Here is a 22255-nt window from a genome sequence, read left to right on the forward strand (position 1 = left end):
CTGAACATGTCAGGCTTTTTGTTATTGCTATCGCTATTTTTTACGATCGCGGATATGGCTCATTGCCCGCTTGCGGCGACGTTCTTGCCCTAAGGTTAACTTGTCTGTTTTACCTTCAAACGGGTTAGCGCCTTCATGGAAACGTAATTGGATTGGCGTACCAACCACTTTCAATGAACGACGGAAATAGTTCATCATATAACGTTTGTATGAGTCAGGCAGTTTACTGACCTGATTACCGTGTACCACAACAATTGGTGGGTTATATCCACCTGCGTGGGCATATTTAAGCTTAACACGGCGACCATTAACCAATGGCGGTTGGTGATCTTCTTGCGACATTTGCATGATACGGGTCAACATCGAAGTGCTCACTCGACGAGTTGCACTGTCGTATGCTTCTTCAATTGACTCATATAAATGGCCAACACCGGTACCGTGCAATGCAGAAATAAAGTGAATACGAGCAAAGTCGATAAAACCTAAACGACGGTCTAATTCGCTTTTAACTCGGTCTTTAACAAGTTGATCAATACCATCCCACTTGTTTACAGCAATCACAAGGGCACGACCAGCGTTTAAGGCAAAGCCGAGTAAACCAAGGTCTTGCTCTGCAATACCTTCGCGCGCATCAATCACTAACAATACCACGTTAGCATCTTCAACCGCTTTTAGGGTTTTAATCACCGAGAATTTCTCGACAACTTCATGCACTTTACTACGACGACGCACACCTGCAGTGTCAATGAGCACGTACTCACGGCCTTCGCGCGACATTGGAATGTAAATACTGTCGCGAGTGGTGCCTGGTTCGTCATAAACCACGACACGTTCTTCACCTAAAATACGGTTAATCAGTGTTGACTTGCCCACGTTTGGCTTACCAATAATGGCCAGCTTAATTGGCAAGTTTTGTAAACGCGTTTGTTCAGCTTCTGCTTCTTCTTCGGTGTATTCACGCTCAACCTGCTCGCCTTCTTCATCAAGCTCACGGACAATGCCCATGGCTTCAGCATAAGGGGTTAACGCGTAGTCAATCATGTTGGTAACACCACGGCCTTGTGCAGCAGCCATTTGGTATACTTCACCTAAACCGAGAGACCAAAATTCACCACAGGCTGAATCGGCATCGATACCGTCAACTTTGTTAGCAACCACAAAGGTCACTTTGTCACGACTACGTAAATGCTGTGCAATGGCTAAGTCGGCGGCTGTTAAACCGGCGCGGGCATCGGTCATAAACAACACGACATCAGCTTCTTCAATAGCAGCTAATGACTGCTCAGCCATTTTAGTTTCGATCCCCTCTTCGGTGCCATCAATACCGCCGGTATCAACAACGATAAACTCGTAACCAGCTAAAAATGCACGGCCGTATTTACGGTCACGTGTTAAGCCAGGAAAATCAGCTACTAACGCATCACGAGTACGTGTAAGACGATTAAATAATGTCGATTTACCGACGTTTGGTCGCCCCACCAGGGCCACTACAGGGATCATGATTTTGCCTCTAAAAAACTTTTCAATAAAAAGCCCCCGGAACGCTTCCAGGGGCTCTAGTAGAGATATTATACCTTAATTAATCCAGAAATGGTCCTAGGACTTATTCTGCACTGGCTACGGTATCGTCCTCAGCATTCATTTGTTCTTTGTCTAAGACGACAATGGCAACTTTACCACTGCGGCCTTGCACATAGATTTTGTCATCAACCACTAATGGCTGAGCATATAAACCATCGCTGTCGACTTCAATACGGCCTACAACCTCGCCGTTATTACGGTCTATGAAATGTAAATAGCCTTCCAAATCACCAACCACTAAATAGCTGTCGATAACCGCAGCAGCAGTCAGCTCACGATTTTTAAGCGTTGAGTTATTCCATAACTCTAGACCGTTACGACGGTCAACTGAATAAATTCGACTATGGTCGTCAACGAGATATAAGCTTAAGCCCGCTTCCGCTAACTCATTAAAGCTTGAATATTTACGTGACCAAACAGTACGGCCGCTTCGTAACTCCATTGACACTAAGTTACCATTGTAGCTGGCAACATATAAGTTTTCGCCAAGAATTAACGGGGTCATGTCAACGTCAGCCATACGGGTAAACTCATTACCGCCACTTGGGCTGTATACGGGTTGTTCCCAGGCGGCTTGGCCATTATTTTTCACTACAACAGCCACTTTACCGTCAGCGGTACCAACAAAAAATCCACCCGCTTCATAGGCAGCAGAAGATGTACCACGTAATGTTAAGTTAGGCAGTTGGCTTTCGTACGTCCATAACTTGTCGCCAGTATCAACGCTAAAAGCTTCAAACGCACCTTTAGCGGTATTGACAGCAACAACGTCTTCGGCAACCGTTGGCGCAGAAAGTAATTCACCGTTGGCCTGAGCAGACCACACAACTTCACCGGTAGCTTCATCTAATGCCACCAATAAACCGGTTTCACCACCCACAAACACTTTTTTACGAGCTGCGGTAACACCTGCAGCTAAGCGAATGCCTTTGGTTTTGGTTTTGAGTTTTTCTTCGAACGTATCATTAAAGTCTGTCGACCATAACTTTTCGCCGGTTATTTCATCAAATGCAACCACAAGTCCACTGCGATCAGCAACGAATAATTTACCGTAACGAACCGTAGGACGAAGCTGTGAGTAATAATCACCTACACCTTCGCCTACACTGGTGTCCCAGCTGATTACTGGAAACACGGTTGCTTGAATATCAACTAATTCACTAACAGGTTCTTCTTCAACATCACTTGAAGAACAAGCTGATAAAAAAGCAACACTTAGCCCAACGGCAAGTAGATTTCTACACCACGACTTCATCGGCTAAGTTCCTTATGCCTTGTTTAGATTGTCTAGTTTCATTGTCAGCGCAGGACTGGTTAACGCACCACCATTATCTACTGCTGCTTGATAAGCTAACTTGGCTTTATCCAAATCACCTTGACGCACTAAAAAGTCGCCTTTTAACTCTTCACGTTGCGAAGCAAATGCTTCGTCAGTGACTTGTTCAAGTGTGGCTAACGCAACACCTAAGTTATCTTGTTCAGCTTGAACACGTGCTAAACGAATGGTCGCCACCATGTCTAAACCTGAGCCTGGTTTTGCAGCAATCACTTTTGTTAACGCGGTTTCTGCTTTGGTTAAGTCACCAGCATCAATGGCAGCCTTAGCGACCATTAATTCAAGCAATGCTTGATAACCGGCTTGATCGTGCTCAGCAGTAAAGGTTTCTGCTTGAGTTAAAAATGCAGCAGGATTCGTTGATTGCTCAGCGATAGCCTGAAAAGTTTCAGAAGCTTTTTCAGCTGATTCAACTTTCATGTCTGAATAGGTGTTCCACCCATATAGGCCACCAAGACCTACCACAGCCCCGACGGCAATTGAGGTTCCATAATCTTTCCAGAACTGCTTGATAGCATCGACTTGTTGTTCTTCTGTGCTATAAATTTCCACTTACGCTTCCCCTCTTAAATCAGTTCTGCAATTTTAGTCACCAGTTCAGTACGGGCGACTAATTGTTGTTCGTTGTTATTTCGTAATGGCTTAATGGCAACTTGGTTATTTGCAATTTCATTTTCGCCAATAATTAGTGCATATTGTGCACCGCTTTTGTCTGCGCGCTTCATCTGCTTTTTAAAGTTACCACCACCGCAGTGAGACATGACTTTAAGCGTTGGTAACTGTTGACGCAACTCTGCGGCGACTTTAATCGCTTCGACTAAGCAATTGTCACCCATTGCTGTGACGTATACATCAACTTCAGCGGCAATGTCGTTGGTTAACTCTAGCGTCTCAAGCAATAATACAATGCGCTCTAAGCCCATAGCAAAACCAACAGCAGGCGTATCTTTACCACCTAATTGGCCAACTAAGCCATCATAACGGCCACCAGCAAGCACAGTACCCTGCGAGCCTAAGCTTGTGGTTACCCATTCAAATACCGTGCGGTTATAGTAATCCAAACCACGCACTAAACGCGGATTGATGGTGTATTGGATACCAACAGCGTCTAAGAGTTCACATAAAGTTGAAAAATGTGTTTTTGTGTCTTCCCCCAAGTAGTCCATCAATGCTGGTGCATCGGCTAAAATAGCTTGTACTTGTGGGTCTTTGCTGTCTAATACGCGCAGTGGGTTTGAATACATGCGGCGCTGACTGTCTTCGTCTAACTTATCTTTGTGTTGCTCTAAAAAGGCAATTAACGCATCACGATATGCAGCACGCTCAGCGGGATCACCTAAGGTATTAAGCTCTAAGGCAACATGCTCTTTAATGCCAAGTTGGTCCCACAAACGTGCAGATAACATTAACACTTCAGCGTCAATGTCAGCGCTACCAATGCCGTAAACTTCAACACCAAATTGGTGGAATTGACGGTAACGACCTTTTTGAGGACGTTCATGACGAAACATTGGGCCCATATACCATAGGCGTTGTTCTTGGTTGTACAATAAACCGTGTTCATTACCCGCGCGTACTGTTGAAGCCGTACCTTCTGGGCGAAGAGTTAAACTGTCACCGTTACGGTCTTCAAAGGTGTACATTTCTTTTTCTACGATGTCGGTCACTTCACCAATTGATCGCTTAAAAAGGTCGGTACTTTCAACGATAGGAGTGCGGATTTCACTGTAACCAAATGCACTAACTGATGAGCGAAGCACCGCTTCGACTTTTTGCCAAATTGGGCTTTGAGTAGGCAGAATGTCATTCATTCCGCGAATTGCTTGGATTTGCTTTGCCACTGTTACTGGTCCAATTTTAAAATTAGCTTGCACTAATAAAAGTAAATTTACCCGCTCAATCTATGCTAAACACAACGAGCAGGTTAGAGAATTATTCTGTTTTGTCGGCAATCTCAATACGATTAGCCATCATCGCTGCTTTAGCGCGAATTTTGGCCTCTAAGCCGTCAACAATGCTGTTGTTGTCAAAACGCTCTTTTTGACGCACACCATCATCGTAATAACCACTTTTGGCATGACCACCGGTTAAGCCAATATGCGACACTAATGCTTCGCCTGGGCCATTAACCACACAACCAATAATGGACACATCCATTGCCGTTGTGACGTCTTCTAAGCGGCGTTCAAGTTCATTCACTGTGTTGATTACATCAAATTCTTGACGAGAACAGGATGGGCAAGCAATGAAGTTAATGCCGCGACTTCGAATACGTAATGACTTTAAAATGTCAAAACCGACTTTGATTTCTTCAACCGGATCGGCAGCCAAAGAAATACGAATGGTGTCACCGATACCTTCGGCTAACAACATGCCTAACCCTACAGCAGACTTCACAGAACCAGAACGCATTCCGCCCGCTTCGGTAATACCTAAATGTAAAGGTTGGCGAATTTGTTTTGCGAGTAATCGATAAGATGCGACCGCTAAAAAAACGTCAGATGCTTTAACACTGACTTTAAATTGATCAAAATTAAGACGGTCTAAAATATCAACGTGGCGCATTGCTGATTCAAGTAAAGCCTCAGGCGTTGGCTCGCGGTACTTGTCCATTAAATCTTTTTCAAGTGAGCCGCCATTCACCCCGATACGAATGGGAATGTTTTTGTCACGAGCACACTCAACCACATTGCGGATACGTTCTTCGTTACCAATATTACCCGGGTTGATGCGCAAGCAATCAACGCCGTACTCGGCCACCTTTAACGCAATGCGGTAATCAAAATGAATATCGGCAACTAACGGCACATCAACCGATTGTTTGATGATTTTGAACGCTTCAGCAGCATCCATCGTTGGCACTGAAACGCGTACAATGTCGGCACCCACTTTTTCTAAAGCTTTAATTTGCGCCACAGTTGCTTCAACATCTGTGGTTTTTGTATTGGTCATCGACTGTACGGCAATCGGTGCACCGTCACCAATAGGCACATTGCCCACGTAAATACGTGTGGAAGGTCTGCGAATAATTGGGGATTCGTTATACATGCAAATACGCTCTACTGCTTGTTGCTAAAGCACTTTATGCTTTTGGCAGGGTTAATCTTGCGACTCGACCGTTAGCAAATTCAGCTAGGCTGACTTGGTCACCGTCAAGGCTGATACTGGCAACCTGTGGGGCACCGAGTATCACTTTAAAAGGCTTGGTTCCACGCACTTCAACTGACTTAGCCGCGGTTTTCACACCATCTACTAATACTTTTCCGTTGGCATCGGTCACGTTAATCCAGCAATCACCACTTAACTCAATTTTGAGTATACCTTCAGTGCCAGAAACACTTAACGCTGCACTATCAAGATTGACAATTGATTCAGTGCTAGCTTGATTTAAGGTACTGTTCGCCGCTGGGGTTAACGTACTGGTAGGCATTGCGCTGCTTGATACATTAGGCTGCTCAAGGCTGCTAGTCGAAGCATCGATTTCTGCACCGACCGCTTGCCCACCATTGTCATCGACAACAGTGCTTTGCTGCGCCCCCTCTTGAACATCACTCACTGGTGCAGCTTGTTCTGTTGGCACCATTGTTTGCGACTCAGGCATACTGGCTTCTGCAGCAATTTCTTCAACCGTAGGCATCGACACATCTACATTGGTTAACAATGATGACTTTTGCACCCACCAAAGCACAAACATGGCAATTAGCACAGCCAAAATAAGGTAAGTCACCAAATTAAGCCGACTGTTACGAGCCTGATGAGTTGTTTTACGTGAAAAGCTTTGCATTGCCGGAGGAACAATTTCAGGCAATTGATGGCTTAAACATAATTGAATTTCGTTCAAATCCGCATTAATGAAACGCGCATAGTTTCTGATATACCCCCGCACATAAGTGGTGGAAGCAATATTATCAAAAATGTCTTGTTCAATATCACTGACTATTTTTGGCCGTAAATGTAATTGCGTTGCCACCGTCTCAATAGACAGTCCTTTGGCTTCGCGAGCCGCTTTTAAAATTGCACCCGCGGTAACAACATTGTTTAATAAAGCGGCTTTTTCAGCGTCTTGTTCTACTTCGAATTCTTTAGTCATTAATTCAAGTTAGCTCTATAATTTTTGGCTTGTGGAGATGCAGGAAACTTCGCAATTAATAAAATGCCAAATCGTTTTACGGCTTCTAAGTCATTTGCCGCCCGCTCAATCTTGATCCCTAAGGCTAAACTTTCTGCAGATTCACTTGCAACTCGATGGTATCTTGCGAGTTGTTTGCGCGCATCGCCGTAGTCAGCTTCTTCCATGGCTAACTCGGTTAACTCTAATAAGGTTACTTGTCTTCTTGGATCATACTTTAACGCCATATTAAAATACTGTCGCGCTTTTTCTTTATTGCCTGCTTTGCGACTACACACACCTAAATTTTCGTAACTTGATGCTGTGCGGGTGTATTTTGGCGTATTAATGGCCTCAAGAAACATTTTTTCTGACTCAGCAAATTTACCTTGTTGACACAAAAACACCCCGAAATTATTACGCGCATCACCGGTTGCGTCGCTAAGGCTAATCGCCCGCTTGTAGGATTCTTCAGTGCGAACCACATCGTCAACGGTTTGGTAATAATAGGCCATCGCCACATGCACTTCACTTAAATTTGGCGCGTGCTCTACGGCTTTATTTAAATTATATTTTGCTTGCTCGCTATTACCTCGACTTAAATATTTCAATCCAAGTTGCATGCGCTCGCGGGCCGCACTCTCTTTATCAAATTTACGTTCAGCCACCGGGGTATCAGTACCACTATAGGTGCGTTCAGTTACACAACCGGTAACCGACAGCGCCATTATGGTCATCACAACAATTTTTTGCATTCCATGCTTCATTTTTGAGCCTATTATCTATGCAAACAACAAGTTAATCCATTGTGACTGAAATCTGGTTTTGTTGCATTTGTTTTTTTGCTAAACGCTTTGTTCTATCACGTATGTCACCCGCTAATTGACCACAAGCAGCATCAATATCGTCACCACGGGTTTTACGTACGATGACGGTTAAACCGTATTCCATCAAGACTTTAGAGAAGCGGTCAATACGTGAGTTTGACGAGCGACCATAAGGCGAACCAGGATATGGATTAAATGGAATTAAATTAATTTTACAAGGCGTATCTTTCATTAACTTAGCTAATTCATGGGCTTGGTCTGTGCTGTCATTGATATGATCTAACATCACATACTCAACGGTGACACGGCCACGGTTCGCGTTAGATTTTTCTAAGTAACGACGAATACCCGCTAAAAACTCTTGCAGTGGATATTTTTTGTTAACAGGTACAAGCACATCACGCAGTTCATCATTAGGCGCGTGGATACTCACAGCTAATGCGACATCGATTGCATCACCAAGCTTATCAAGCGCAGGGACGACACCAGAAGTCGACAAGGTGACGCGGCGTTTCGACAAACTAAAGCCAAAATCGTCTAGCATAATGTCCATTGCAGGGATTACGTTGGCTAAGTTCAGTAGAGGCTCGCCCATCCCCATCATAACAACGTTAGAAATTGGCCGGTCGCCGGTATCTTTATGAAAACCCAAAAATTGCGATACACGCCAAACCTGGCCGACAATCTCAGACACGCTTAAATTACGGTTAAAACCTTGTTGAGCTGTTGAGCAGAAAGTACATTCTAGTGCGCAACCAACTTGCGATGATACACACAAGGTCGCGCGGTCGTCTTCTGGAATGTAAACGGTTTCTACTTCTTGGCCTTGGCCAACGTTAATCGCAAATTTGATAGTGCCATCATTTGATTTTTGGAAGCTTGAAATTTCTGGCGCAACAATTTCACATCGTGCGGCAAGCTTTGCACGCAATGCTTTGTTAATGTTGTTCATTTCTTCGAAGTCACTGACGCCAAAGTGATAAACCCACTTCATTAATTGATCGGCACGAAACGGTTTTTCGCCCATTTCGGTGAACAACGCACGCAGTCCTTTACGATCAAGATCTAATAAATTGATTTTTTTTACACTCATCTGCCTAACCTCAAAACGCCAAAACCTGTAACAGGGCGGCAAATTATACAGGTAGCATAACCTTTTAGCCACAGTAAGCTTGCGTTAACGACAAACTCAGCCACTTATCGTAATGTGAATCCATTTAACCTCTTAGATTTCAATCATACAGACAAAAAATTCAGCTTGTATTAACCTAGATTGGTGTAATATCACCCATGGCCATGTGGCCTGCTATGAGGAAGTTTTGACTTTCAACCTATGATAACCCTTCTGTTTATCGTTTTTTTCGCTATATTTATCTCGTTTTTATGCAGTATTTTTGAAGCCGTATTACTATCGGTCACCCCAAGTTACATTGCTAACCTTAAAGAGCACCACCCTCACGCGGCAGCACGACTGCATCAACAAAAACAAAATATCGACTCACCTTTAGTGTCTATTCTCACCTTAAACACTATCTCTCACACGATGGGAGCCTCGGTTGCAGGCGCACAGGCTGCGATTATTTTTGGCAGTGAGCTGCTTGGGGTATTCTCTGCGGTTCTGACATTTTTAATTTTATTTTTCTCTGAAATTATCCCCAAAATTATTGGTGCTAATCATTGGCGCAAACTCGCCCCAGCGGTGTCGCTGTGTTTATATTGGATGGAAAAATTTACTCTGCCGCTGATTTGGTTATCACAGAAAATCACCGGTCTATTAGGTAAAAGTGATAGCCATCATTATATTCGTCAAGAACTCAGCGCCATGAACCAAATGGCCAAAGACAGCGGTGAATTCAGCGAACAAGAATCACAAATTTTAACCCAAATGTTGGCGATGAAAGACATGACGGTCAGCGACATCATGACCCCAAGAACGGTAATGTTTAAATTGCCAACGAGCGTCACCAACGAACAATTTATGCGTCAGCACTTAAGCAGTCCATTTACCCGCATTCCTGTTTATCAAGATGAACGTGATAACGTTATTGGCTATGTTAATCGTAATGACATTATTTTGCATGCAAGCCAAATGCCCAACGAAGCTATTGGCGTTCTTGTAAAAAGCTTATTGGTGGTGCAGTCGTCAGTGAGCGTGCTGCCTTTATTTCAAACCATGATAAAACGTAATAGTAAAATGGTATTAGTGGTTGACGAATACGGTGAAAGCGAAGGGATTGTTACGATTGAAGACATCATCGAAACCCTTATTGGCTTAGAAATCGTCGACTCAAAAGACATCGCCCCAGACATGCAGGCATTGGCTCGTAAGCTTTGGCAGCGACGAATTAAACATAAAGGATTAGTGATTTACGCCGACACCGAAGCCAACTAACTGACAATTCACTGTACATCTAACAGGATCATAGGGCTGCAGAGCGTTGTAGCTAAGTTAGATAGCAATGAATAACCTGTCGCGCAGACTGATACTGACCCTCTATTGCGCCGTACAGTATGGCCGCTTATCGAAATGAACACGATAAGCCGGCCACTCTTTTTATGCTCAAAATCAGTACATACTAATATTTTATTGTTTTCAAATGACTGCGGATGACAGCATTACGCCAGATACGTTAAGATGATGTCATTACTCAGAGGGAACTAATGCAAAATTCTTATCGCTTATCCATTGCACATATCAACGACACGCATTCAAACTTTGAACCAAGCCCAGTCCAATTTAGTCTCACTACCGAGCAGCAATCTTATAAGTTGGAAACAAACTCAGGAGGCTATGCTCGCTTAGGATTTCAAATCGACCAAGCAAGGCAGCAAGCAGCCCTACAGCAAACGCCATTTTTATTTTTACATGGTGGCGACAGTTTTCAAGGCACACTGTATTTTCGTGAGTTTCAAGGCGCAGCCAACGCCCATTTACTTAACCTGTTAAAACCTGACGCCATGGTATTAGGCAATCATGAAATTGATGCAGGTAATAGCCCAGTACAAGCCTTTTTAAACCGCATCGATTTTCCAGTGCTTGCGGGTAACATGGACTTAAGTCATGAAGATAGACTAAAAGCCGGCAGGTTGTACGGTCATCCAATGCTGTACGACTTTGATGACAGCAGCGAAACTGCCAAGGTCTTAATAAAGCCTTTTCATGATACAAAAATGGCAATTATTGGCATCACCTTAGATCAAATGCGCTTGATTGCTAGACCCGACCCTGACACCGACTTTGTCAATGCCATTGATACTACCCGAGCCACCATTGCACGCTTACATCATCAAGGTATCAAACACATCATAGTGTTAAGCCATTTGGGGCTAGACCAAGACCGAGAGCTCGCCCAGCAAGTGGATGGTATTAGCCTGATTGTAGGTGGCCACTCTCATACCTTGCAAGGACAAATGAGTGACATTGGTTTAAGCAATATACCTTATGCAGAAACCATTAACTCAACGCCCATTTTACATGCAGGTAAATATGCAGAGACCTTAGGCTTGGCCGAAATAATCTTCGACCAACAAGGCTGTGTCACTGAGCTTATTGGTAATAATTATTTTATGGTTGATAGCCATATTCATGTCAGCGACGCTCAAGGGCAAACAGTGTCACCCGCAATAGCGCAACAGTTAATTGAGCAATTATTTGCCCATCCAAGCATCAAAGGTGATCAACACGATGATGGCATTCATCAAGTGATCCACAGCCAATATCGCCCTGCATTAGATGCATTAGAAAACCAAATATTGGCCCACATTCCGCGCGACTTTGTCCATACCCGTTTACCCAGTAAACATTTACCTCACGGCAGTGAAATTGCCCCCTGGGTTAGCCGCAGTATGTATAAAGCAGCCAAAAAAATTGAACCCGATATTGATTTTGCATTGCACAATGCTGGCGGCGTGAGACAGTCGCTTAATAAAGGGCAACTGTCACTGGCCGATGTGGTGGGGCGTATTTTACCGTTTGAGTTGCCATTAACTCTGTATCAAATTATGGGGAAATACGTCATCGAAGCGTTAGAATCGTCCATTAACAGTGCCACAAATAATGGTATTGTGGGGACGGGAGCAGGCAGTTTCCCCTACCCTTATGGACTGCGTTATTTTTACGATGGCAAGCAAGCTAAAGGTCAACGTATTACGCAAATTGAAATTTACAAACAAGACCAATGGCAACCACTTGAACTCAATAAACTGTACATCGGAGTATCGAGCTCCTATACCGCTGCGGGTAAAGAAGGTTACGACGCCTTACTGCACGCCCATTGGCAACAAGCCATGACCAGTCAAACCTTGCCAGAAGCCTTTATCGACTTTGTCAGTTTGCACGGACATCTAATTGAAGATCAATTATTTACTAATGTGCATTACATAAGCCACCGAGAAGACAAATCAAAGCATGAGTAACACGCTGCTCATTTAGCATTAACTGTAATACGCTCACGATAATTGGCGTTTGATCACAGACCACATGTCACTTAAATGATTAAATGCTGAAGTATCTTCTCAATCGTATTACAGGAAACCAATATGAAAGCTAAATTAATCGCATTTGCTGCCGCCGCTACCCTAGCGTTAGGGATTTCTTCTGTTTGGGCACAAGGCGCATTACATCAAGGCGAGGTGCTAGACACAATGAATGGCGGTGGTTACACCTACGTTCAAATTAAAGAAGCAGACAAAACCTATTGGGCTGCTGGTCCACAAACTCAAGTTAGCAAAGGCGATACTGTCGAAGTGTCTGAGCAAATGTGGATGACCGATTTTGCGAGTTCAAGCTTAAATAGAACCTTTGATAAAATTATGTTTGTTGGCAACATCGACAAAAAATAGTTCGTTTTACGCTTAAAAAATACCATAATTGACCAATCTTCAGGATTGGTCTTTTTTATGCAACATTCATTGCCTTACCACATTGTTGATTTTAGCCCAGCGTATGCACATCAAGTCAGCAAGTTATACCATCAGGCGGTACAGCACATACGCCATCCAAGATACCCTCAAGCCAAACTCGACGCTTGGTCATCATCGCCGCGTTCAAACAAATTTTGGCAATTAAAATACCAACGAAACCGCGCCTGGTTAGCATTAGATTCAGCACAACAAGTGATTGGATTTATCGGGGTTGAAACTCACTTTAAGCAGCAAGGTTACATTGACTGTTTGTATGTTGCACCGACTTGGCAACATCAAGGTATCGCACGGGCGCTATATCAACAATTACAATCTTGGGCACAACAACAGAATTACCCCCTGTTGAGTGTCGACGCTTCATACTTGTCTAAAGGTTTATTTGAACAACATGGCTTTGCCTTAAAACAGGTATGCTACCAACACAAACTCGGCCACAGCTTCACAGGGTTTTACATGCAAAAAGTATTAATGGAATAGCGTGTCATTGATCATTAGCGTTTTAACAATGGCTGCAGCATCTCTTCTAAACCATTGAGTTTAACTTCATACATAAGAGCCAATTGTTCACCTAATTTTCCTTCAGGGAAGCCTTTAGAGTGAAACCACACCAGATATGGTTCAGGCAGTTGCAACAACTTACGCCCAGCATATTTGCCAAATGGCATCGTTTGATTAATCGCGTCTAATAGTTGTTGTTCATTCATCACGTGGCCCTTCTGCTGTTTTTTAACGATCTTAACACGGGCAATGTACGCTTTTGCCCTGCTTTATGTTTACATTGACTATATTTATTAGCTATATAAAACAGGTTAAATAGCAAATTTAGCTATATAAAGTAAATTTACAACCGTACTGAAGCCAGTGATATCAGACAACTCAACACGGCTGCGGGTTAAATAAGGGGGGTAAGTGACTCTCACATTTAACTTTTAAGTAACATTGACGCTTAACCGCTATTAGCGTCAACTTTTTGCTACTCCAACAAAAACCGTCAATAAAATTTCGCAATGCCATTTATAAAAAAACGTCAAAAATCAGCTAATTGACGAAACTTAACAGAACTTTTACAGTTAAGTTATGTATTACTTTTGGCGGTGTATGCGGCCTGATAAAGAGGACAGTTTCGATGATCATATTAGTCGGCGGTGAAAAAGGCGGTAGCGGTAAAAGCTGTCTTGCACAAAACATTGCGGTGTTTCTCACCCGCGAAGCACAAGCTAGCGTGATAATGGTGGACTGCGACCCACAGCGAACCACATCAGACTGGATCCAAGCGCGTAATAATAATCCAGACTTACCAACCATCAACTGTGTGCAATTATACGGCAAAATCCGCAACGACCTACTCAGCTTAGAACAACATTATGATTATGTGATTGTGGATTGCGGCGGCCAAGATAACCTCGCATTGCGCGCTTCAATGTCGGTAGCATCACATGTACTCATGCCATTGAGACCCAAACGTCGTGACTTAAAAACGGTGAGTCACATGGACGATATTGTCGCAACCTGTTTAATGATAAATCCCAAAATGAAAGCATCATTTGTCATTACCCAATGCCCAAGCTTACCCAACCAAGCCAATCGTATTACCGAAGCTAAAGATGTTTGCCGCACTTACGACATCAATGTACTTGAAGCCGTAAACTATAGCCGAAACATTTACGACGACAGCGAAGAGTCTGGTCTATCTGTGTTTGAGTTAGAACCCAAAGGGAAAGCCACCGAAGAAATGCGCAGTATTGCTTGCGAACTACTCGAAATCAGCGATGCAAAACAGCTTATTGAACAACGAAACAAAGTATCTAACGTAACGACATTGAGAGGACATTATGGGACTAGCCGATCTCAAGAAAAACGCTTCGTTATGTAAAAACGAGCGCCCAATCGCAGTGTCGGTTGATGACTTTATCGCAGCCGCCGACTTATATGCCGCAGGCGTAAAAACTCACTCAGACTTCTCCCCCAAAGTACTGACCGAGTCTTGTAACGTGGTTGATTTTTTACAACGCAAATATCAACAACCTGATACGACGCAGTCAAATACTCAGGCGATAAAAAAGCCATACAAGCGTTGTACCTATACCTTAAGTGAGGCGGCAATAGAGCAATTAACAGTATTGAGCCAAAAAGGACAAGTGGCTAAATCAAAGCTCATTAGGCAGCTTATTGCTCATTATTTTTCATTAACACCTGAACAACAAAAACGTATTGACGCTAATTTTAACGACTAAACACAGCAAACTGTAAACCGTTTTCACCCTCTCTCCCCACCCTTCGCTGGCAGCAAATTGACCACTGTTATTTGTATGCCAGTATTTTTATCTTTAGGTCTCTCGCTTGAATTTAACCTAAGCCTCCCCCATAAATAGCTTATGAGTGTATTCATTAGGAAAGTCAATGGAAGCGATTGTCATTGTGATCACCGTGTCAATACTAGCAATCGCATGGATTGGTAGTAGCCGCTGGCGTAAACAGCGTCAACGAAAACGCATTACCTCAACGCCCTTTCCACATGCATGGCGCGCCATACTTAAAGCTCGATTTCCGTACTTTAAAGCCATGCCAACCGATCTACAGCTACAATTAAAAAAGCATATACAGGTATTTATTAAAGAAAAACAATTTGTTGGTTGTAATGGTTTTGTCATTAATGATGAAGTCAAAGTCACCATTGCCGCGCAAGCTTGCCTGCTTTTACTTAACCGACAAACCGATTACTATCCAAAACTGAAGCAAATTTTAGTGTATCCGGCCGCCTTTATTGTTGAGAACAATCGCACTGACATGGCAGGAGTGCAGTCAACACAACGCAATGTGTTATTGGGTGAGTCTTGGGGATATGGCAAAGTGGTGTTGTCTTGGAATAGCACGCTAGAAGGTGCTGCGGATCCGTTTGATGGTAACAATGTGGTGATTCATGAGTTTGCCCACCAGCTCGACCAAGAAGATGGCAGCGCGAATGGTGCCCCACCACTGGGTGACATTACGGCTTATCGTTCTTGGTCGCAAACGCTAGGCGACGAATTTAAACAACTTCAGCATTGCGCAGCGCACCATATGCCGTCATTATTTAACTATTATGGCGCAACCAACCCGGCAGAGTTTTTTGCCGTAATAAGCGAAACCTTTTTTGAACGCCCTGTGGAGTTTTACCAACAACATCAAAAACTATACCGAGAGTTAAGTCAGTTTTATCACTTAGATCCAATCCATTGGCATTAACGGTAACCCTATTGGCCAACGCGAAAATGCAATTATTAACGTAAGGGACACTATGCAATCTATTATTCACCGACTTGGCTTTATTGCCATGTTAGTTACGACAGCCGCAGCGTTCGACATACACGCAAGTCAGGCAGACGAATTAAGTGCAGATCAAGCACAAACAGAAAATAAAAATCAATCTATTAGCCAACAAGTGAGCTCAGAAAGCCCTGCCGTGATTAAAGATCTCAACCACGCCACTGATATAGTCGACAGTCAGGGATTATCTGCACAAGACAGTCAAGCAGTGAGTGCCCTGCTTAATAAGCTGCATGAAAGTGCAGCAAGTGCTGACTGGGCAACCTATTTCAGTTTATATCATCCACAAGCGGTATTTATCGGCACCGACAATACAGAGCGTTGGAACATGGTTGAATTTGAACGTTATGCTCAGCCGACAAAAGGCTGGCGTTATGAGCTTCAATCACGCCATTTATTGCAAATAGACGACACCATTTTATTTGATGAGCAATTATTCAGCCCAGCCTATGGTGTAAGTCGCGGCACTGGCGCATTAGTTCACACAGAACAAGGTTGGAAAATAGCCCAATATCATTTAAGTTTTCCAATCCCTAACGACAAGGCAAAGCGCATTACCAGCCTAATTATGCAGTAGTAAAGCATTAACAAAAAAGAGATGGCCATTTATTCGCAAAGATGAGCCATCTCTTTTGTTCACCCCCCCTCAGGATTAGCTCATCGATACGGCAAAACACACATTAGCTAGCTGGCAAAAGTGAGTAAAACTGTCGTTGTCTTGCTGTTCAAAATATCGACGAGTGCTGTGCCGATCAGCATAAAATAAACCTAATACTTTATGCCCAATAGCCAGCGGGGCAATTAAAAAGCCAAATTTTGACAGCTTTTCAACCAATACATCATCCATTTGAACAGTACAGTCTTTCGATGAAGGAGCATTCACCCAAAAACTGCGCTTTTGCTCTATACATTGGCTAAACACCGAGGCGTGATCATCGAGCGCTATCACAAACGCTTGTTTTAGCATTTCTGCATCGTCCCCCATCATCACTCTAGGTTGCAGTAGTTTACGGCTTGGCGACAATAGCAACACACCGCAACGATCAACGCCTACCCCACTTAAAATGCCTTCTAAAGTGGTTTGCATAATCTGATTAAAATCGGTTTTAACCACAGCATATTGGGTTAATTGCCGCAACTTTGCGAGCTGGTAACCTTGGTCGACTTGGCGAGTGACAGCCTCAATAACCGGTGACACAATGCCATCTGCGACTCTCGAAGGTTCTGGTAAATACGATACAATGGCTTTCGCGCCATATTCGATAGCCAACTTATGAGTCACCTGATTACATTGAATCACCCGCTGGGTCATATCATCAACACTGATATCGAGCATTTCTGCCGCTTGGGTTAAGCGTTTCTGTAATTCAACAGGATCAACCTGAGGTAACGACAACAATTCTGACAACTTATCCGCTAAAAAAATACAATGTATTTCAGGCATGCGTTCATCTGGTTGTGCTAACGACTTTTGCAACACCTCGCCTAAGCCCCAGCTTCTAGCAATACCTTGCGTAAGTTGTACAAATGAAGCCCCAAGCTCCGCTCTAATAAGGGCATTTTGCTCCGCTTTATCGTCGATAACAGAAAGCTTTCGATGCAGTTGATCGGGAATTTCACCGCCCATGCTCCAAAACGCACTTTCACCAATACGGTACAATAATGACGCAATAAATACTTCTTCACGCAATGACTCCCCGCGATCACTCATCATCATCCGCGCAAGCATTGCGGCTTGAAAAGACTGTGCCATCAGCTTTAGTAACCGGGTATAAACACCTTCAGATAAGTGCTTATTTTCTAGCAGACTAGTTAATAGCTTTGCGGTAATACAAATATTACGAATGGTATCAAAACCAAGCACTACCGCTGCGCGGCTAACGGTAGAAACCTGGTTAATGCCTTTATTGTATATGGCGCTGTTGGCCACACGTAAAATACGTGAAGTTAATGCGTTATCGTGCATCACACTGCGCCCGAGCAAAGCTAACGAAGACACATCATCTTTAGCAAGCTTTTCTAAGTCTCGTACGGTAGAGCATAATGCAGGCATTTCTTGGTCACTGATACGCTTAGTCCAGTAATCGGCACCTTTTTGTTGGGTCATCGACTTCAAAAACAATTAACCTAAATGTAACAAACCTGAATTTGAGTATACTCAATTTCAATAAAGAGTCGTAAATTGATTGCTGTTTGTTGTACGCAGGTCTAATAAATTGAAGTGTTCGATACTTTTTATACGCTGATGTTAAGGCAAAAAAAACGGCTCTAAGAGCCGCAATCACAAATATGTGGTTGGAAAAGCTTACGGGTAGGAAGTACCCAAACAATTAGAATCAACAACTAAGCGTTTGCTTATGATCCAACAGATTGGATAAAAATCCCGTGCGACCTGTAGGTGAGCCGCACGGGGTTACAACAGCCACAAAGTGACTAAACTTGTAAAATGGTAAAACTAACGATTAAAACTGTTCTTCTTCAGTTGAGCCTGTTAACGCTGTAACTGAAGACTTACCGCCCTGAATACAAGTCGTCACTTGGTCAAAGTAACCAGTACCCACTTCTTGCTGATGCGATACAAATGTATAGCCTTTTTCAGCGGCAGCAAATTCAACTTCTTGTACTTTTTCAACATAGTGCTTCATGCCTTCGCCACGAGCATAGTCATAGGCTAAATCAAACATGTTGTACCACATGTTGTGAATGCCCGCTAACGTGATGAACTGGTACTTATAGCCCATGTTTGAAAGCTCTTGCTGGAATTTCGCGATAGTGGCGTCATCCAAGTTCTTCTTCCAGTTGAATGAAGGAGAACAGTTATAAGCTAATAATTGGTCTGGGTATTGTGCATGAATCGCATCAGCAAATTTTTTCGCTTCTTCAAGACACGGTTTAGCCGTTTCACACCAAATTAAATCAGCATAAGGAGCATAAGCTAAGCCACGAGAAATGGCTTGGTCGATACCAGCCTTAACACGGTAAAAACCTTCACTTGTGCGCTCGCCGGTGACAAAATCACGGTCGTATTCGTCGCAATCTGATGTCATCAAATCAGCGGCGTTAGCATCGGTACGTGCAATAACCAGAGTTTGTACGCCACTCACGTCAGCCGCTAAACGTGCAGCAACTAGTTTTTGTACCGCTTCTTGAGTCGGTACTAATACTTTACCGCCCATGTGACCGCACTTTTTAACTGAGGCTAATTGGTCTTCAAAGTGAACCCCTGCCGCACCAGCATCAATCATAGATTTCATTAATTCGAATGCGTTAAGCACCCCACCAAAACCTGCTTCTGCATCAGCCACAATCGGTAAGAAGTAATCTGTGTAGTTATCATCGCCAGGATTAACGTCCTTGCTCCACTGAATTTGGTCTGCACGGCGGAAAGAGTTGTTAATACGACTAACCACTGCAGGTACTGAGTTAGCTGGATATAACGATTGGTCTGGGTACATTGTGCCCGCTAAGTTAGCGTCAGCAGCAACCTGCCAGCCTGAAAGATAAATCGCTTCAATGCCCGCTTTTGCTTGTTGTACCGCTTGGCCACCTGTTAGTGCGCCAAGTGAGTTAACGTAGCCTTTTTTAGCACCACCGTTAACCAAATCCCACAATTTTGCAGCCCCACGCTGTGCAATTGTGTTTTCTGGAACAATAGAACCACGTAATGCCACTACTTCTTCTGCTGTGAAAGGACGTTTAACCCCTTTCCAACGTGGATTTTCAGCCCAATCTTTTTTGATAGCATCGATTTGTTGCTGACGAGTTAATTGTGTAGTCATGGTATTGCTCCTTCCTGAGTAAATAAGTTGGCAAAGTGAATCAATTCAGCCTTGCGCTATATAATTGTTTTACAATAAATGGATTATTACATTGCCATTAAGCTGTTAATAATTCGTAACCAGGTAACGTTAAAAAGTCGACCAATTCATCTGAGGTCGTAATTTGTTCAAACAGTGCTGCGGCTTGCGTAAACTTGCCAGCATTAAAGCGATCGCTGCCCAACTCTTGTTTCACATTGGCAGTTTCTTGTTTCAGCATCGCTTTGAATAAGTCTTTAGTGACTAACTTGCCGTTAGATAAACTCTTTTGATGCTTAATCCACTGCCAAATTGACGTACGAGAAATTTCAGCGGTGGCAGCGTCTTCCATCAAACCATAAATAGGTACACAACCATTACCTTGGATCCACGCCTCGATGTACTGCAGTGCAATGCGAATATTTAAACGCATCCCCTCTTCGGTACGTTCACCTTCACAGGGCTCAAGTAATTCACTGGCTAAAATGGGGGCATCAACATCACGAGTAATGTGCAATTGATTGGTTCTGTCGCCGCCAATGTAATCATTAAAAATAGCCATAGCGGTATCAGCTAGTCCAGGGTGAGCTACCCAAGTACCGTCATGACCATTACGGGCTTCAAGCTCTTTATCACCACGTACTTTTTGTAAAACTTTGGCGTTGGTTTCTTCATCTTTTGCAGGAATGAAGGCCGCCATACCTCCCATTGCGAGAGCGCCGCGTTTGTGACAAGTTTTAATCAGTAGACGTGAATAAGCACTTAAAAACTTAGTATCCATCGTGACGGCTTGGCGATCTGGCAGAACACGGTCTGGATAATTTTTTAACGTTTTAATATAACTAAAGATATAATCCCAACGCCCGCAGTTAAGTGCCACAATGTTTGAACGAAGCTCATAAAGGATTTCTTCCATCTCAAACACTGCCGGTAGCGTTTCAATTAGGCAGGTACATTTAATGGTGCCTGGCTTTAGGCAAAAACGTTCTTCAACAAAAGCAAAAACCTTTGCCCACCAGCGCGCTTCAAGATGACTTTCTAGCTTAGGGATATAAAAATACGGTCCAGAGTTTTTGGCTAACAATTGACGGTAGTTGTGGTAGAAATACATGGCAAAATCGACCAGGCCACCCGGTACTGGGGTACCTTTATAAAGCACATGCTTTTCAATTAAGTGCAAACCACGTACCCGGGCAATAAGTACCGCAGGATCTGGATTAAGCGAATACTGTTTGCCGGTTTCTGGCGCAGTAAAAGAAATATCGCCATTGACCGCATCGCGAAGGTTAATTTGACCTTCAACCACTTTTTGCCAACTTGGTGCTAATGAGTCTTCAAAGTCAGCCATAAACACTTTTACATTGGCGTTTAATGCATTGATGATCATCTTGCGGTCTACAGGGCCGGTGATCTCAACTCGACGGTCGGTTAAATCTTCTGGCATGCCACGGATAGTCCAATCACCATCACGAATAGCACGTGTTTCAGGTAGAAAGTCGGGTAACTCACCATTATCAATTCGCGCTTGTTTTTGTTTACGCTTTGCCAATAACTCTGGTACTTCAGCAGCAAACTTGGCACAAAGTGAATCTAAAAACGCCACTGCACCAGAATTAAACACTTGTTGCTGCCCTTCAATTGTTGGGCCTACAAAAGTGATGTCGGTGTTTACCGTCTCTTCTGTTGCTGTTGTGGTCTTACCGTATTGAGCTACCAATTGTTCGGCGGTCATAATTTGGCTCCCTATGTGCTGCATGCGCTTGTTTGTCACTGTTAAAGGCATTTAATGACGCTGACGCTATATGGTTTGGGTAGTGACCCATTGATTATTTTATGTAGCGCTAAGTCGCTGTGCATATAACCAATGTCCATATTGTTCTGTGCAAATAAATAATCACCCTTTAACGCTCAAACAAACTTTCATATGTTTGTTTCGTACTAAAAACTAACCAGAAACGTTTGTAATTGCAACAGTCTTGAGTTGACCAAAATGGATGAAAAACTAGGCTGAACAACACAATCAATTGGTCTTACCAACACCAAGATTTAACGATAAGCAACTGATTATAAATAAAATAAATAATCAGCAAGCATTTAAAAAAATCACTTATAAAAATTCATCTTACCAATTGACCACAAATTAATAATGGTAAAAATAGTTGTTGCAAAATTACACCGTGCAAATAAAAGTTTACAGCACTTTAGTCTAAACCCCCTAATCAAACATTTTGCTCACGTTTTGAGCTTACCTAGGCGTAAAGGCAAAAAAGCACTTAAATACATATGGTTAACACCACAACCGTGCGAAGCGAATTCAAACAACTGTTTTAAATTGACGCTTACGTTAACGTAATAAAAAATAAGCAAATTGACATAA

At 43.2% G+C, this 22255-nt stretch carries 20 protein-coding genes; 8 read left to right on the plus strand and 12 right to left on the minus strand.

From position 1 onward, the window contains the following. Positions 1 to 33: 33 nt before the first annotated feature. The 8 genes from der to rlmN all read right to left on the minus strand — a co-directional run bounded on the left by der (position 34) and on the right by rlmN (position 8945). Positions 34 to 1500, minus strand: a complete 1467-nt coding sequence (gene der / locus PQR79_RS06010) for a ribosome biogenesis GTPase Der (protein WP_238107065.1) — start codon at positions 1498 to 1500, stop codon at positions 34 to 36. Positions 1501 to 1603: 103 nt separating this feature from the next. Next, the gene (gene bamB, locus PQR79_RS06015; RefSeq protein WP_238107064.1) at positions 1604 to 2836 is read right to left on the minus strand and encodes an outer membrane protein assembly factor BamB; all 1233 of its coding nucleotides are present in this window, start codon (positions 2834 to 2836) and stop codon (positions 1604 to 1606) included. A gap of 12 nt (positions 2837 to 2848) precedes the next feature. Continuing rightward, positions 2849 to 3469 (minus strand): tetratricopeptide repeat protein, encoded by a 621-nt coding sequence (locus PQR79_RS06020; protein WP_238107063.1) that lies wholly within the window; start codon positions 3467 to 3469, stop codon positions 2849 to 2851. Positions 3470 to 3483: 14 nt separating this feature from the next. Beyond that, positions 3484 to 4758: a histidine--tRNA ligase gene (hisS, locus tag PQR79_RS06025; protein WP_238107062.1), complete on the minus strand. Its 1275-nt coding sequence runs from the start codon at positions 4756 to 4758 to the stop codon at positions 3484 to 3486. 91 nt (positions 4759 to 4849) lie between these two features. Then, positions 4850 to 5965 (minus strand): flavodoxin-dependent (E)-4-hydroxy-3-methylbut-2-enyl-diphosphate synthase, encoded by a 1116-nt coding sequence (gene ispG / locus PQR79_RS06030; RefSeq protein WP_238107061.1) that lies wholly within the window; start codon positions 5963 to 5965, stop codon positions 4850 to 4852. Positions 5966 to 5999: 34 nt separating this feature from the next. Further along, positions 6000 to 7007 (minus strand): RodZ domain-containing protein, encoded by a 1008-nt coding sequence (locus PQR79_RS06035; RefSeq protein WP_238107060.1) that lies wholly within the window; start codon positions 7005 to 7007, stop codon positions 6000 to 6002. Continuing rightward, positions 7007 to 7792, minus strand: coding sequence for a type IV pilus biogenesis/stability protein PilW (pilW, locus tag PQR79_RS06040; protein WP_238107059.1), 786 nt, complete (start codon positions 7790 to 7792; stop codon positions 7007 to 7009). The genes PQR79_RS06035 and pilW overlap by 1 nt, the downstream gene beginning before the upstream one ends. A gap of 31 nt (positions 7793 to 7823) precedes the next feature. Continuing rightward, positions 7824 to 8945: a dual-specificity RNA methyltransferase RlmN gene (rlmN, locus tag PQR79_RS06045; protein WP_238107058.1), complete on the minus strand. Its 1122-nt coding sequence runs from the start codon at positions 8943 to 8945 to the stop codon at positions 7824 to 7826. A 240-nt stretch (positions 8946 to 9185) separates the two neighbouring features. Here rlmN and PQR79_RS06050 point away from each other — a divergent pair, with 240 nt between their 5' ends. The 4 genes from PQR79_RS06050 to PQR79_RS06065 all read left to right on the plus strand — a co-directional run bounded on the left by PQR79_RS06050 (position 9186) and on the right by PQR79_RS06065 (position 13252). Then, complete coding sequence (locus PQR79_RS06050) at positions 9186 to 10244, plus strand: CNNM domain-containing protein (RefSeq protein ID WP_238107057.1); 1059 nt, start codon at positions 9186 to 9188, stop codon at positions 10242 to 10244. Between the two features lie 269 nt (positions 10245 to 10513). Next, the gene (locus PQR79_RS06055) at positions 10514 to 12268 is read left to right on the plus strand and encodes a bifunctional metallophosphatase/5'-nucleotidase (protein WP_238107056.1); all 1755 of its coding nucleotides are present in this window, start codon (positions 10514 to 10516) and stop codon (positions 12266 to 12268) included. A gap of 123 nt (positions 12269 to 12391) precedes the next feature. Next, a complete protein-coding gene (locus tag PQR79_RS06060; RefSeq protein WP_188923696.1) occupies positions 12392 to 12694 on the plus strand; it encodes an NrfJ in 303 nt (100 codons plus the stop codon). Positions 12695 to 12751: 57 nt separating this feature from the next. Beyond that, on the plus strand, positions 12752 to 13252 hold the full coding sequence (locus PQR79_RS06065; RefSeq protein WP_238107055.1) for a GNAT family N-acetyltransferase: 501 nt from the start codon (positions 12752 to 12754) through the stop codon (positions 13250 to 13252). A 14-nt stretch (positions 13253 to 13266) separates the two neighbouring features. On the opposite strand, the gene PQR79_RS06070 is transcribed toward PQR79_RS06065, so the two are convergent. Beyond that, positions 13267 to 13479 (minus strand): DUF3820 family protein, encoded by a 213-nt coding sequence (locus PQR79_RS06070; RefSeq protein WP_124730169.1) that lies wholly within the window; start codon positions 13477 to 13479, stop codon positions 13267 to 13269. Between the two features lie 422 nt (positions 13480 to 13901). Here PQR79_RS06070 and PQR79_RS06075 point away from each other — a divergent pair, with 422 nt between their 5' ends. From PQR79_RS06075 to PQR79_RS06090, 4 genes are all read left to right on the plus strand, one after another. Beyond that, positions 13902 to 14648, plus strand: a complete 747-nt coding sequence (locus PQR79_RS06075; protein ID WP_238107054.1) for an AAA family ATPase — start codon at positions 13902 to 13904, stop codon at positions 14646 to 14648. Further along, on the plus strand, positions 14608 to 15009 hold the full coding sequence (locus PQR79_RS06080) for a CopG family transcriptional regulator (RefSeq protein ID WP_238107053.1): 402 nt from the start codon (positions 14608 to 14610) through the stop codon (positions 15007 to 15009). Before PQR79_RS06075 ends, PQR79_RS06080 begins: the two co-directional genes overlap by 41 nt. Positions 15010 to 15175: 166 nt before the next feature. After that, a complete protein-coding gene (locus tag PQR79_RS06085; RefSeq protein ID WP_238107052.1) occupies positions 15176 to 16000 on the plus strand; it encodes a M90 family metallopeptidase in 825 nt (274 codons plus the stop codon). A gap of 52 nt (positions 16001 to 16052) precedes the next feature. Continuing rightward, positions 16053 to 16658, plus strand: coding sequence for a nuclear transport factor 2 family protein (locus PQR79_RS06090; protein WP_238107051.1), 606 nt, complete (start codon positions 16053 to 16055; stop codon positions 16656 to 16658). Between the two features lie 75 nt (positions 16659 to 16733). Here the strand turns inward: PQR79_RS06090 and PQR79_RS06095 are convergent, their stop codons facing one another. From PQR79_RS06095 to aceB, 3 genes are all read right to left on the minus strand, one after another. Continuing rightward, a complete protein-coding gene (locus PQR79_RS06095) occupies positions 16734 to 18188 on the minus strand; it encodes an HDOD domain-containing protein (RefSeq protein ID WP_238107219.1) in 1455 nt (484 codons plus the stop codon). A gap of 355 nt (positions 18189 to 18543) precedes the next feature. Next, entirely contained in the window at positions 18544 to 19860 is a 1317-nt protein-coding gene (gene aceA, locus PQR79_RS06100) for an isocitrate lyase (protein WP_238107050.1), read from the minus strand. Positions 19861 to 19957: 97 nt separating this feature from the next. After that, positions 19958 to 21610, minus strand: a complete 1653-nt coding sequence (gene aceB, locus PQR79_RS06105) for a malate synthase A (RefSeq protein ID WP_238107049.1) — start codon at positions 21608 to 21610, stop codon at positions 19958 to 19960. Positions 21611 to 22255 lie beyond the last annotated feature (645 nt).

Origin of the sequence: Shewanella metallivivens (genome assembly GCF_028750675.1) — a bacterium.
Taxonomy (GTDB): Bacteria; Pseudomonadota; Gammaproteobacteria; order Enterobacterales; family Shewanellaceae; genus Shewanella; species Shewanella metallivivens.

Coding starts and splice junctions, on each gene's coding strand:
- PQR79_RS06070 (WP_124730169.1), bottom strand. CDS start 13,479: ATGAATGAACAACAACTATTAGACGCGATTAATCAAACGATGCCATTT.
- PQR79_RS06065 (WP_238107055.1), top strand. CDS start 12,752: ATGCAACATTCATTGCCTTACCACATTGTTGATTTTAGCCCAGCGTAT.
- PQR79_RS06050 (WP_238107057.1), top strand. CDS start 9,186: ATGATAACCCTTCTGTTTATCGTTTTTTTCGCTATATTTATCTCGTTT.
- aceA (WP_238107050.1), bottom strand. CDS start 19,860: ATGACTACACAATTAACTCGTCAGCAACAAATCGATGCTATCAAAAAA.
- PQR79_RS06055 (WP_238107056.1), top strand. CDS start 10,514: ATGCAAAATTCTTATCGCTTATCCATTGCACATATCAACGACACGCAT.
- PQR79_RS06080 (WP_238107053.1), top strand. CDS start 14,608: ATGGGACTAGCCGATCTCAAGAAAAACGCTTCGTTATGTAAAAACGAG.
- bamB (WP_238107064.1), bottom strand. CDS start 2,836: ATGAAGTCGTGGTGTAGAAATCTACTTGCCGTTGGGCTAAGTGTTGCT.
- der (WP_238107065.1), bottom strand. CDS start 1,500: ATGATCCCTGTAGTGGCCCTGGTGGGGCGACCAAACGTCGGTAAATCG.
- PQR79_RS06095 (WP_238107219.1), bottom strand. CDS start 18,188: ATGACCCAACAAAAAGGTGCCGATTACTGGACTAAGCGTATCAGTGAC.
- PQR79_RS06075 (WP_238107054.1), top strand. CDS start 13,902: ATGATCATATTAGTCGGCGGTGAAAAAGGCGGTAGCGGTAAAAGCTGT.
- rlmN (WP_238107058.1), bottom strand. CDS start 8,945: ATGAGTGTAAAAAAAATCAATTTATTAGATCTTGATCGTAAAGGACTG.
- aceB (WP_238107049.1), bottom strand. CDS start 21,610: ATGACCGCCGAACAATTGGTAGCTCAATACGGTAAGACCACAACAGCA.
- PQR79_RS06035 (WP_238107060.1), bottom strand. CDS start 7,007: ATGACTAAAGAATTCGAAGTAGAACAAGACGCTGAAAAAGCCGCTTTA.
- ispG (WP_238107061.1), bottom strand. CDS start 5,965: ATGTATAACGAATCCCCAATTATTCGCAGACCTTCCACACGTATTTAC.
- pilW (WP_238107059.1), bottom strand. CDS start 7,792: ATGAAGCATGGAATGCAAAAAATTGTTGTGATGACCATAATGGCGCTG.
- PQR79_RS06090 (WP_238107051.1), top strand. CDS start 16,053: ATGCAATCTATTATTCACCGACTTGGCTTTATTGCCATGTTAGTTACG.
- PQR79_RS06060 (WP_188923696.1), top strand. CDS start 12,392: ATGAAAGCTAAATTAATCGCATTTGCTGCCGCCGCTACCCTAGCGTTA.
- PQR79_RS06085 (WP_238107052.1), top strand. CDS start 15,176: ATGGAAGCGATTGTCATTGTGATCACCGTGTCAATACTAGCAATCGCA.